This is a genomic window from Streptomyces sp. NPDC051104 (assembly GCF_040682835.1).
Lineage (GTDB): Bacteria > Actinomycetota > Actinomycetes > Streptomycetales > Streptomycetaceae > Streptomyces > Streptomyces cynarae.
Genome location: NZ_JBFBBS010000007.1, coordinates 207,825 through 220,071, shown reverse-complemented (window position 1 = coordinate 220,071; position 12,247 = coordinate 207,825). Strand labels below are relative to the sequence as shown.

General features: G+C 72.2%; 11 protein-coding genes. 4 read left to right on the top strand and 7 right to left on the bottom strand.

The window, feature by feature from the left end; translation table 11 throughout:
- Positions 1-142 precede the first annotated feature (142 nt).
- Genes AB0N14_RS13910 through AB0N14_RS13895 form a run of 4 tightly spaced genes read left to right on the top strand, consistent with a single transcriptional unit; the run spans position 143 to position 4,192 of the window.
- The gene (locus tag AB0N14_RS13910; protein ID WP_366025874.1) at positions 143-898 is read left to right on the top strand and encodes a LytTR family DNA-binding domain-containing protein; all 756 of its coding nucleotides are present in this window, start codon (positions 143-145) and stop codon (positions 896-898) included.
- A gap of 9 nt (positions 899-907) precedes the next feature.
- A complete protein-coding gene (locus AB0N14_RS13905) occupies positions 908-1,267 on the top strand; it encodes a hypothetical protein (RefSeq protein WP_366025873.1) in 360 nt (119 codons plus the stop codon).
- 10 nt (positions 1,268-1,277) lie between these two features.
- Complete coding sequence (locus tag AB0N14_RS13900) at positions 1,278-2,990, top strand: cation acetate symporter (protein ID WP_366025872.1); 1,713 nt, start codon at positions 1,278-1,280, stop codon at positions 2,988-2,990.
- On the top strand, positions 2,987-4,192 hold the full coding sequence (locus tag AB0N14_RS13895) for a histidine kinase (RefSeq protein ID WP_366025871.1): 1,206 nt from the start codon (positions 2,987-2,989) through the stop codon (positions 4,190-4,192). Before AB0N14_RS13900 ends, AB0N14_RS13895 begins: the two co-directional genes overlap by 4 nt.
- A gap of 3 nt (positions 4,193-4,195) precedes the next feature.
- Here the strand turns inward: AB0N14_RS13895 and AB0N14_RS13890 are convergent, their stop codons facing one another.
- The 7 genes from AB0N14_RS13890 to AB0N14_RS13860 all read right to left on the bottom strand — a co-directional run bounded on the left by AB0N14_RS13890 (position 4,196) and on the right by AB0N14_RS13860 (position 12,208).
- Positions 4,196-4,357 carry a hypothetical protein gene (locus AB0N14_RS13890; RefSeq protein WP_200422051.1) on the bottom strand — a complete coding sequence of 54 codons (162 nt, stop codon included), beginning with the start codon at positions 4,355-4,357 and terminating at the stop codon, positions 4,196-4,198.
- A gap of 13 nt (positions 4,358-4,370) precedes the next feature.
- Positions 4,371-6,191, bottom strand: a complete 1,821-nt coding sequence (locus tag AB0N14_RS13885) for a protein kinase (protein WP_366025870.1) — start codon at positions 6,189-6,191, stop codon at positions 4,371-4,373.
- Positions 6,192-6,249: 58 nt separating this feature from the next.
- Positions 6,250-7,797 (bottom strand): DUF6777 domain-containing protein, encoded by a 1,548-nt coding sequence (locus AB0N14_RS13880; protein ID WP_366025869.1) that lies wholly within the window; start codon positions 7,795-7,797, stop codon positions 6,250-6,252.
- A 129-nt stretch (positions 7,798-7,926) separates the two neighbouring features.
- Positions 7,927-8,877, bottom strand: coding sequence for a cytochrome c oxidase assembly protein (locus AB0N14_RS13875; RefSeq protein WP_366025868.1), 951 nt, complete (start codon positions 8,875-8,877; stop codon positions 7,927-7,929).
- Positions 8,878-8,997: 120 nt separating this feature from the next.
- Entirely contained in the window at positions 8,998-10,023 is a 1,026-nt protein-coding gene (locus AB0N14_RS13870) for a 6-phosphofructokinase (protein ID WP_366025867.1), read from the bottom strand.
- Positions 10,024-10,221: 198 nt separating this feature from the next.
- Positions 10,222-10,950 (bottom strand): glutamine amidotransferase, encoded by a 729-nt coding sequence (locus AB0N14_RS13865; protein ID WP_200422046.1) that lies wholly within the window; start codon positions 10,948-10,950, stop codon positions 10,222-10,224.
- Positions 10,951-10,969: 19 nt separating this feature from the next.
- Positions 10,970-12,208 (bottom strand): MurT ligase domain-containing protein, encoded by a 1,239-nt coding sequence (locus AB0N14_RS13860; RefSeq protein ID WP_366025866.1) that lies wholly within the window; start codon positions 12,206-12,208, stop codon positions 10,970-10,972.
- Positions 12,209-12,247: the final 39 nt, after the last annotated feature.

Here is a 12,247-nt window from a genome sequence, read left to right as displayed (position 1 = left end):
AAGAAGCCAAGCGGGCACTGTAACCAGACCCCGGACCGGCACCGTGTCCGGCGCCGCGGCGCCGCGGCGCCACCGCGTCCAGCGGCGCCGTCCATGCTCCGCACATGCCCACAGGTACGGATTGCTCCTAGACTCCACGTCCATGCTGCGCGCCCTCGCCGTCGACGACGAACGCCCCTCGCTCGAGGAACTGCTCTACCTGCTCCGCGCGGACCCCAGGATCGGCAGCGTGGAGGGCGCGGGCGACGCCACCGGGGCACTGCGCCGCATCAACCGCGCCCTGGAGTCCGGGCCCGACGGCCCCGAAGCGATCGACGTCGTCTTCCTCGACATCCACATGCCCGGCCTCGACGGCCTGGAGATGGCCCGGCTGCTCACCGGGTTCGCGAAGCCCCCGCTCGTCGTGTTCGTGACGGCCCACGAAGGCTTCGCCGTGCAGGCGTTCGACCTCAAGGCCGTCGACTACGTCCTCAAGCCCGTACGCCGTGAGCGGCTCGCGGAGGCGGTGCGCCGCGCCGAACAGCTAAGGGAGACCACGCCACTGATCCCGGTGCACGAGCCGGATCCAGACCACGTCCTGGTGGAACTCGGCGGCGTGACACGGTTCGTGCCCGTGGAGGACATCACCCATGTCGAGGCGCAGGGCGACTATGCCCGCCTGCACACCGCCCAGGGCAGCCATCTCGTGCGGATCCCGCTGTCCGCCCTGGAGGAGCGGTGGCGCTCGCGCGGTTTCGTCCGCATCCACCGCCGCCACCTCGTCGCCCTGCGGCACATCGAGGAACTCCGTCTGGACGCCGGCACCGTGAGCGTCCTCGTCGACTCCGTCGAACTCCAGGTCAGCCGCCGGCACGCCCGCGAACTGCGGGAGATGCTGATACGCCGGACCGCGGGCTAGGGGGACGACGTGCCGCAGGACCCCACCGAACGCCGCGTCGTCGTCACCGGGCCGCCCCGGAGCGGACGCCGCCGCGCCCTGGGCTACTACCGCCCGCGCACCGAGATCGACGAGCAGACCACCCTCGGCCACACCTACGTCCGCTCACTGATCCGCAGCCAACTCCGCGTGGCCCTCGCCGTGTTCACGGTGCTGGTGCTCCTGATCGGGCCCCTTCCCCTGTTCTTCGCCGCCACCCGCACGGGCGGTCTGGAATGGGCGGTGCTCGGGTTCGGCCTCTACCCGCCGCTGATCCTGCTCGCCCGCTGGTACGTGCGCCGCGCCGAACGCAACGAGAAGGACTTCGTCCGGCTCGTCGAGGACCGCTGAGGCCAGGGCAGTGAACCAGAACTACGCGGTCCCCGCCGTCGCCCTGGTCGTCCTCGCGACCGTCCTCGTCGGCGCCTTCGGGTTGCGCGTCTCCCGCACCACCTCGGACTTCTACGTCGCCTCCCGCGCCGTCGGTCCCCGCCTGAACGCGGCCGCGATCAGCGGTGAGTACCTGTCCGCGGCCTCCTTCCTCGGCATCGCGGGACTCGTCCTCGTCCAGGGCCCGGACATGCTCTGGTACCCGGTCGGCTACACCGCCGGCTACCTCGTCCTGCTGCTGTTCGTCGCCGCGCCGCTGCGCCGCTCCGGCGCCTACACCCTGCCCGACTTCGCCGAGGCCCGGCTCGCCTCCCAGCCGGTGCGGCGGCTCGCCGGGGCGTTCGTCGTCGGCGTCGGCTGGCTGTACCTGCTGCCCCAGCTCCAGGGCGCCGGACTCACCCTGGCCGTGCTGACCGGGGCTCCCCAGCAGCTCGGCGGGATCATCGTCGCCGTCGTGGTGGTGGCGACCGTCGCCGCGGGCGGCATGCGCAGCATCACCTTCGTCCAGGCGTTCCAGTACTGGCTGAAACTCACCGCCCTGCTCGTCCCCGCACTGTTCCTGGTGCTGGCCTGGCAGGGCGACGGCGCACCCCGCGGGGCGTTCGCCGAACCGGCGACCTTCCGCGAGCACCGCGTCGTACGGATCGACGACACCCTCGACCTGACGCTGTCCCGCCCGCTCGCCGTCACCGCCTCGGGCAGCGTCGACGGCCGCCGGTACGACGGACAGCGCGCGGACCTCGCCGCCGGCACCCACCGCGTCGAGCGCGGCACCCGGCTCACCTTCACCCGGGGCGACCCCGTCCCCGTCGCCGAGCACGGCAGCAACGGCGGCATGTCGACCTCGCTCGTCTCCGGCCGCGCGGAACGCCCGCTGTACGCCACGTACGGGCTGATCCTCGCCACCTTCCTCGGCACCATGGGCCTGCCCCACGTCGTCGTCCGCTTCTACACCAGCCCGCACGGGGTCGCCGCCCGCCGCACCACCGTCGCCGTACTCGCCCTGATCGGTGCCTTCTACCTCCTGCCGCCCGTCTACGGCGCCCTGGGCCGGCTCTACGCCCCCGAACTCACCCTCACCGGCGACGCCGACGCCGCCGTCCTCTTACTGCCCGACCGGATGATCGGCGGACCCGGCGGGGACCTGCTGGGCGCACTGCTCGCGGGCGGAGCCTTCGCCGCGTTCCTGTCCACCGCCTCCGGGCTGACCATGGCGGTGGCCGGGGTGCTCGCCCAGGACGTGCTGCCGACGCGGGGCGTGCGGCACTTCCGGCTCGGCACGCTGCTGGCGGTGGCGGTGCCGCTGGCGGCGAGCGTGCTGGTCGGCGGGCTCCCGGTGGCCGACGCGGTGGGCCTCGCCTTCGCGGTGTCCGCGTCGTCGTTCTGCCCGCTGCTCGTGCTCGGCATCTGGTGGCGCCGGCTCACCCCGCCGGGCGCCGCGGCCGGGATGCTGGCGGGTGGCGGCGCGGCGTTCCTCGCGGTGGCCGCGACGATGGCGGGCTGTCCCGGCAGCGGCACCCTGCACGCCCTGCTCGCCTGGCCCGCGCTGTGGTCGGTGCCGCTCGGGTTCCTGACCATGGTGCTGGTGTCCCGGGCCACGCCCGGGCGGGTGCCGGCCGGGACGGCGGCGATCCTGGCCCGGTTCCACCTGCCCGAGGAGCTGCGGGCGGAGGTGACGGCGTGAGCGGCTTCCTCGCCGGGCTGTGCGTGGCCGTCCTGCCCCTGCTGGCCGCCGGGTTCTGGCTCGGCCGGCGCACCGCCCGCCCCGAGCGCCTCGGCGGGCTCGGCAGCCCGGTCGAGCACGCCACCTTCCAGACCCTGCACACCGCCTCCCTGGCCGCACCCCCGCTGCGTGCCGGGCTCACCGAGGAGACCGCCCGCAAGTCCGCGCGACGGCTGCGCTCCCTGCTCGGCACCGACGCGCTCTGCCTCACCGACCGGGAGACCGTGCTGGCCTGGGACGGCGCGGGGGAGCACCACCGCGAGGAGGTGCTCCAGCGGCTCGCTAGCCCCTTGGAGACCGGCCGCGGCGAGGCCTTCCGGCTGAAATGCGACGCGCCCGACTGCCCGCTGCGCTGGGCCGTGGTCGCGCCGCTCACCGTCGACGACCGCGTCCACGGCGCGCTGGTCGCCTGCGCGCCCCGCGAGTCCGCGGTCCTCGTCCGCGCCGCGGGGGAGGTGGCCCGCTGGGTCTCCGTACAACTGGAGCTGGCGGACCTCGACCGGTCCCGTACGCGGCTCATCGAGGCCGAGATCAAGGCCCTGCGCGCCCAGATCTCCCCGCACTTCATCTTCAACTCGCTCGCCGTCATCGCCTCGTTCGTGCGCACCGACCCCGAGCGGGCCCGTGAACTCCTGCTGGAGTTCGCGGACTTCACCCGCTACTCGTTCCGCCGGCACGGCGACTTCACCACGCTCGCCGACGAACTCCACGCCATCGACCACTACTTGGCCCTCGTCAGGGCGCGCTTCGGCGATCGGCTCACCGTCACCCTGCAGATCGCGCCGGAGGTACTGCCGGTCGCCCTGCCCTTCCTCTGCCTCCAGCCGCTCGTCGAGAACGCCGTCAAGCACGGCCTGGAGGGCACCACCGACCAACGGCACATCGGCATCACCGCGCAGGACGCGGGCGCCGAGGCCCTGGTCGTCATCGAGGACGACGGCGCGGGAATGGACCCGGAGCTGCTGCGCCGCATCCTCGCCGGGGAGATCAGCCCGTCCGGCGGTATCGGACTGTCCAACGTCGACGACCGGCTGCGCCAGGTCTACGGAGATGAGCACGCACTTGTCATCGAGACCGCGCCGGGAGCGGGCATGAAGATCACGATCCGGTTGCCGAAGTACCAGCCGGGGGTGCACTCGGCGGGGCGACTGCCGCGCCCGTGAGCGTCAGGGGTTGCGGGTGGTGACCACCATGCCGAGGGTGATCAGGCCGAGGACGACCCAGCCGAACCACAGCCAGCCGCTGCTGCCGAGCGCCACCGTGTAGGCCGTCACCACGACGAGCGCACCGACGGTGAGCACCCCCATCGCTTTCGTGGAACCGGGCATGGCAACACCCTCCTCATGGTTCGTCCTCACCCATGGTGCCCCCGTTCTGCTTGCGCACGGTGCAGACGACCAGATGAGTTCCGGACAACCAGGCGCTCGTGCCCGTCCAGGACGCGGCTTCGTAGCGGGACGGGTCGAAGCCGTAGTCCTTCGGCGGCACGTCCCGCGCGCACGCCGCGTCGGACAGACTCTTGGCCTCGGTCAGGGTGGTGTCGGGGCCGAGCCTGGTGAAGCCGAGCACCTGCTGGTCTTGTGTCCCCGTGCAGGAGACCAGGCGGGCGACCCGCAGGGAGGGCGCGTCCAGGCAGTCCCGTTTCTGCATGTCGGCGGTGTCCACGAACGGCATCCCCGGCTTGCGGTGGTCCCCGAGCGGCCCGTACACCGGCCCGTGCGCGCCCAGCACCAGACACGCGGTGCGCCGCCCGGCCGCCTCGAACCCGGCCCGGGTGGGGACGATGGCGTAACCGCGCACGTCGGCGAGCTTCTCGCGGACCTCCTGTGTGCGCTGCTCGCATGCGTCGGGCCCGTGCCGACGGGCCTCGTCCGCGGACGGGCTGCTGACGAGCGCCATGACCTGCCCGTCCGGGGTCCTCTCGGAGCAGGTCGGGTCCACGGTCAGCCGCGGAGGACCGCCCTGGAAGGGGCTCCCCGGCCAGTCGGCGACCACGCAGTCACCGTCCTTCAGGGGCCGCGCGAGGCCGACGGCGTCCCCGTACGGCTTGGCCGCCCCAGCGCCGGACGGGTGCACAACGGCGTACCAGACCCCGCCCAGGGCGAGGACCAGGCCCAGGGCGCAGGCGAGGAGGGCGCGCAGGAGGTGCGCGCGGTGGGGGTGATGTGCCTGCCCGGTCGGCGGGGAGGGCGCGGCCGGGGACACCGGCAGGCCGCCTCTCGCCGGGCTGTGCGAGGTCTCGGTCGGCGCGTGCGGACGTGCCCACCGCGTCCACGAGCCCGGGACCGGGTGGCTCGGAGCCGCGATCGCCGTCAGTGCGGCTGCCGTGTCCGCCGCCGTGATCCGCAGGGCCGGGTCCTTGACCAGTACGGCGGACAGCAGCGGTCCCAGAGCCCCGGCCCGCACCGGATGCCGGGGCTCTTCCAGGACCACCGCGGTGATCTCGGCCAGCTGGGTGTCCCGCTCGAAGGGCCCGCACCCCTCGATCGTGAAGTACAGCGTGCAGCCCAGCGAGAACAGGTCGGCCGCCGCGGTGGGCGGCCCGCCGGTCGCACGCTCGGGCGCCAGATAGCCGGGCGTGCCGACCAGCGCGGACGTCAGTGTGTACCGGGGCTCGCCCGCGTCCGGCTGCACCGAGATGCCGTAGTCGGTGAGCAGGACCCGGGCGTACGGGGCCCCGCCGCGGTCCGGCGCCAGCAGGATGTTCGCCGGCTTCACGTCCCGGTGCATGACGCCCCGCTCGTGCCCGGCGGTCAGGGCGTCCAGCACGGCGAGCCCGATGCGGGCGCACTCCGCGGGGGCCAGAGGGCCGCGACGATGGACCAGTTCGCGCAGGTCGAGCGCGCCCGGGACGTACTCCATGACGATCCACGGCAGGCCCTCGTGCTCCAGTACGTCGTGCACGGTCACCACGTGCGGATGCCCGCGCAGCCCGGCCGCGTGCCGGGCCTCGGCCCGGGCGCGGGCGACCCGGGCGGCCCGCTCATCGACCGCCTCCACCGGGTTTCGGAACACGACCTCCTTGAGGGCGACCTCGCAGTCCAGCCGCTGGTCATGGGCGTGCCACACATGGCCCATGGCGCCGCTGCCGAGCCGGTTCAGCAGGAGGTAACGACCGGCGATGGTCCGGCCCACACCCGACTGCGGTGATCCTGATGGCATCGCGTCGCTCCCCGGTCTGATGCGGCGGTCTGGTGCGGGACGTCCGTGAGCCGGCCGGTCACGGGCTGGGCGTGACCTGTGACGCGCTGGTGGCCGGTGTGCGGGAGGCGGGCCTGCTCGTGGCCGGTGCGCTGGTGGCGGGCTTGCTCGTGGCCGGTCTCCCGGTCGGCGGCGTGCCTGTCGACGGCCTGCTGGTCTCGGGCACCGAGGTGACGGGCTTGGATGGCTTGGACGGGGATGGCTTGGGCGAGTCGGGTGGCTCGGACGGGTCGAGCGACTTCGAGGGGCCGGGCGACTTGGACGAGCCGGGCGTCTTGGAAGGGCCGGGCGTCGACGTCGCGGGCGCGCTGCTCGAGCCCGGTTTGCCGGCGGTCGGGGAACCGGTCGCTTCGGGCGCCGTACCGGACGGGGCCGCGCTGCTCGACGTGGGAGGCTGGGCGGTCCTGGACGGTGAGGAGCCGCCCGAGGTGCCCGTGCCGCTCGCCGGTGGCGAGGACGAGCCGCCCGACGCCGGTGGGGAGGACGCCTTCCCGCTGTCGGCCGGCGTCGAGGGAGAGGCGCCGCCGCCCTTCCCCGGTGCCGTCGTCCCGCCCGACGGTGGGGGAGTGGGCGTCGCCCTCGTGCCGCCGCCGGGTCCGTCCGTCGTGGCGGTGTCCACCGACAGCGTGACGTACTGCCCGAACGCCAGCTCGGTGCCCGGCGCGGGATCCGAGCCCGTGACCACGGCTTCGTCGGGCGGCGCCCCCTTCCCGGCGTAGGCGACCGCGAGTCCCAGCTCCGTCAGCCGCCGGCCGGCCTCGGCGAACGGCATCCCCGTGACCCGGGGCACCCGGTGCCGTGCCCGGGCGTCGAAGAGGGAGTCATGACCACCGGTCGTCCCGACAGGGCGGCTGATCCCGCGGCCCGGGTCGTCGACGTCGACGAGCACCAGCCGGGTCAGCGGCTGCGGCGCGGGCCTGACCGCCACCACCGAGGAACGGTCATATCCGGCCCATTTCCTGTTGCCGTCCTCGAACGTGACCGAAATCCGTGTGGAGTCGCCCTGGAACGGGCGCAGCGGGTTTCCGCAGGAGCATTTCACCGTGGGCTGCCCCTGGTCGTTCACCAATACGGCGATTCCGGCCTGGAGCAGCGAGTTGAAAGGGGTGGCCCTGCCTTTCTTGTAGTCGTGGTTCTGAACGAGGGTGTCGTGACGCAGCAGGACCGGTGTGAGCCGCTCGAGATAGGCGGGGATCTGTACCTGGGTAATTCCGAGGACCTGCGCCCAGACCTTCGCCTTGCGGTCGTTCCCGGGATCGGTGAGGAATTCCTTCAGCCGCTCGACGTCACAGATCGTGGGCTGCCGGGAACCGCCGTAGAGCCCGGGCGTGCTTCCGGCCTGCAGACCTCCGGGCAGCTCCCGGATCCGGACCGTGGTGTCGTGCCCGAGACCGCTGCGCTCGTCGAAAAAGGGATTCAGCGACGGACTCCCGACGGCGACGGCCTTCACCGCGAACGTCTGTGCGCTTTTTCCGCAGCCGGCGACGACCAGTACCGCGGCCAGCAGAACGCCGATCCTGCGGGCCAGGGATTTCCCCGCCCTGTGCAGAGACGCACGCATTGTCATCACCGCTCCCCCCTGCGGTCCCCCCGGCGCCCTGCAGAGCGGCGGCAGGGCGTCACCGCACCAGGCTACCGAATGGAGCGGTACTTCAGGCAGCCTGAAAAGAAAGGGAGTTCAGTGGTGTGACGGAACTCAGCGGCCGCGTGCGTCCAGTGAGGCGAGATAGGCGTTGTACGCCTCGAGTTCCTTGTCGCCGTCGCGGTCCGCGGCCCGGTCCTTCCGCTTGGCCTGCCGCTGCTCGGACTTGTACCACTGGAACAGCAGCGCGAGCAGCACCAGCACGGACGGGACCTCGCTGAACGCCCAGGCGATGCCGCCCGCCGACGTCTGGTCCGCCAGGGCGTCGATGCCGAGCGAGGCGGGCGGGTTCCGGTAGGCGTCGACCATCGGTGTGGACGCCATCATCAGGGCGATACCGAAGAACGCGTGGAACGGCATACCCGCGAACAGCTCCAGCATCCGCATCAGATATCCGGGCCGGTGCGGGCCCGGGTCGACGCCCATGATGGGCCAGAAGAACACCAGGCCGACGGCGAGGAAGTGCACCATCATCGCGATGTGCCCGGCCCTGGACTCCATCAGGAAGTCGAAGAGCGGGGTGAAGTACAGCCCGTACAGGCTCGCGATGAACAGCGGGATCGTGAAGGCGGGGTGCGTGACGACCCGCAGATAGCGGCTGTGCAACAGCATCAGCAGCAGTTCGCGCGGCCCCTTGCGGCCGCGGCCCGCGGTCGGCAGGGCGCGCAGTGCCAGGGTGATCGGCGCACCGAGCAGGATCAGGATCGGCGCCAGCATGCTGATCAGCATGTGCTGCACCATGTGCACGCTGAACATGACCATGCCGTAGTCGTTCAGCCTGGTGCACATCGTGAGCAGCACGATCAGTACCCCGACGACGTACGCGAGGGTCCGGCCGGCCGGCCACTTGTCCCCGCGGCGCACGAGCCGGACGACGCCCCACCCGTACAGCCCGAGCCCGATCAGGCAGGCGACGAGGAAGAACGGGTCCGTCGACCAGACGAGCCCCCGCCCCAGCGTGAACGGCGGCAGATCCATGGTCATGCCGTGCCCGCTGTGATCCATCCGCCGGCTCCTGTTTCGTGGGGGTTGTGCGCTGTCTGTCCACAGCTGTCTGTCCGCACCCAGAGTAGAACCGCCCCCGGCCGCGGCTGCGACCGGGGGCGGCTGAAGTCTGCCGATGCGTTACAGAACACACTCCGCCTCGGCGTAGCGCTCCATCGGCACCGTCTTGAGCGTCTCCACCGCCTCCGCCAGCGACACCATCACGATCTTCGTGCCGTGCAGCGCGGTCATCATGCCGAACTCGCCCCGGTGCACGGCCTCGACCGCATGCCACCCGAACCGCGTCGCCAGCACCCGGTCGTACGCCGTGGGCGTACCACCACGCTGCACATGGCCGAGGATCACCGGACGGGCCTCCTTGCCGAGCCGCTGCTCCAGCTCCAGTGAGAGCTGCCGGGCGATCCCGGCGAACCGCTCGTGCCCGTAGATGTCCTTGCCGCCCTCGTCGAACTCCATCGTGCCGGGCTTCGGCTTGGCCCCCTCCGCGGCGACGACGATCGCGAACCGCTTGCCCGCGGCGAACCGTTCGCCGACCCGGGCCGTCAACTCCTCGATGTCGAAGGGGCGTTCCGGCACGACGATCGCATGGGCGCCGGCCGCCATGCCGGAGTGCAGCGCGATCCAGCCGGTGTGGCGGCCCATGACCTCCACGATCAGCACCCGCTGGTGCGACTCCGCGGTGGTCTTCAGCCGGTCCAGCGCCTCGGTGGCCACACCGACGGCCGTGTCGAAGCCGAAGGTGACGTCCGTGACGGCGATGTCGTTGTCGATGGTCTTCGGCACGCCGACGATCGGCAGACCGTTGTCGGACAGCAGCCGGGCCGCCTTGAGCGTGCCCTCACCGCCGATCGGGATGATCGCGTCGAGACCCAGCTCCTCGACATGGCCCCGGGCCCGTTCCACGCCGTCCCGAAGGTGCTCGGGACGGACCCGGGAGGAGCCGAGGACGGTGCCGCCGCGGGCCAGGATGCCGCTGACCGCGTCCAGGTCGAGCTTGAGGTAGTCGCACTCCAGGAGACCCTTCCAGCCGTCCCTGAAGCCGATGACCTCGTCGCCGTGGTCGGCGACGGCGCGATGCACGACGGACCGGATGACGGCGTTCAGACCGGGGCAGTCACCACCGGACGTGAGGACACCAATGCGCATAGCCCGAACAACCTTCTCAACGTGGGCACGGGACCGGACCGCGCTGTCCGGCTCGATCCCCGCCACCCTACCGGCGGAGGGGGGCGGGGCCGCACCGTGCGTCCGCCTGCTGGACGCCCCCGCTCAGCTGTGCGGACGTACTGTCAGACGGGCCGGTTGCCGCAGGTTGGCCGGCGGGTGTACTGACCTGGGCGGTGCCTACGCAGGCTGCTGCGCGGCCGCGATGCGCTCGTTGCGCAGCGCTTCGTACCAGCGGTCGTCGACCGGCGGCAGCGCGTTGACGTCCAGCGCCAGCTTCAGCAGCAGGTCCGCGATCTGCGGGTTGCGCGCCAGCACGGGACCGTGCATGTACGTGCCGAAGACCGTGTCGTTGTACGCGCCCTCCGTGCCGTCGCCCGTGCCGTTGCCCCTGCCGAGCTTCACCTGCGCGAACGGGCGGGCCGTGGGGCCCAGGTGGGTGACGCCCTGGTGGTTCTCGAAGCCGGTGAGCGGGGGCAGGCCGAGGCGCGGGTCGATGTCCGCGAGGACGTCGCCGACGCACCGCTCGCCCTCGCCGCGCACCGAGACCACGTCGAGCAGTCCGAGGCCCGGCTCGCGCTGCCCGAGGTCGTTGATGAACTCGTGGCCGAGGATCTGGTAGCCGGCGCAGACCGAGAAGACGATCGCGCCGTTCTCCACGGCCCGGTACAGATGCCCGTCACGACGCAGCCGCTCGGCCGCGAGCCGCTGCGGACGGTCCTCGCCGCCGCCGATCAGGTAGATGTCGCCGGAGGTCGGGATCGGCTGGTCGCTGCGCACGTCGAGGCGGGCCACGTCGAGGCCGCGCTGACGGGCCCGGCGCTCCACGACGAGCGCGTTGCCCTGGTCGCCGTAGGTGCTCAGCAGGTCCGGGTAGATCCACACCAGACGCAGCTGGTTGTCACTCATCGATGATCGTCCTTCGTGCTCAGTTGCCGACGCGGCGGCGCAGGTCCTGGAACGCGGTGTAGTTGGCGATGACCTCGATCCGGCCCGGCGGCGCGAGCTGCACGGCCTGGTCGAGGTTCTCGCAGACCTGGAAGGACTGGTTCGCGACCTCCAGGCGCACGGCGAGGTCCAGCTTGCGGTCGCCGATGACGAAGATCGGGTGGCCGGTCAGCCGCGTGTAGTCGACGTCCCACAGCCAGGAGGTGTCGGTGCCGTCGGCCGAGCGCGCGTTCACGGAGAGGATGACCGGGGTCGGCGGCGGATCGATCAGCGAGAACGTCTCCAGCCAGCCGGCCGGGTTCTTCGCCAGCAGCAGGCGCAGGTCGCGGTTCTGGAACTGGACGACGTCGTAGCGCCCGGCCACCGCCTGCACCTGGTACATGCGCTCCAGCGCCACCTGCGGGGGCACGCCGAACACGGCGGCGACGGCGGCCGAGCTGGCGGCGTTCGCCTTGTTGGCGCGGCCCGGCAGCTGGAGGTGGATGGGCCAGGCCGAGCCGTGCGGGTCGAGGACGTGATCCCCGGACAACGCCCAGCTCGGGGTCGGCCGGCGGAAGCCGCACTCGCCGCAGTACCAGTCGTCGCCGGGGCGCTGCATCACACCGCCGCAGGACGGGCAGGACCAGGCGTCGTCCTTCCACATCTGGCCGGCGGCGACCCAGATCACATTGGGCGAGGAGGACGCGGCCCACACGACCAGCGGGTCGTCGGCGTTCGCGACGACGACGGCCTTGGACCCGGCCAGGCCCTCACGCCAGTTCTCGGCGAGCATACGGGTCTCGGCGGCGCGGTCGAGCTGGTCGCGGGAGAGGTTCAGCAGCGCGATGCACTTCGGGTCGGTGTCGCGGGCGACCCCGGCGAGGTACTTCTCGTCGACCTCGATCACGGCGAACTTGGCGTCCGAACCGCCGGCCAGCGCCGAGGTGATGCCGGCGGGCATGTTGGCGCCGAGCGCGTTGGAGACGACCGGGCCCGCGGCACCCAGCGCCTCCGCGATCAGGCGGGTGGTCGTGGTCTTGCCGTTGGTCGCCGAGACCAGGACGACGTCCAGGTTCTGGGCGAGCCGGGCGAGGAGGTCGGGGTCGAGCTTCAGCGCCACTCGGCCGCCGATCACCGAACCGCTGCCGCGCCCAGCGGCGCGCGATGCCGCAGCGACCGCCTTGCCCGCGGTCACGGCCAGCTTGGCCCGCGGCGTCAGCGGGTCCGAGTTGCCTGCCATCAGTTCTCGATCCTCCTTGCGTACAGCGCCGCGCCCTGT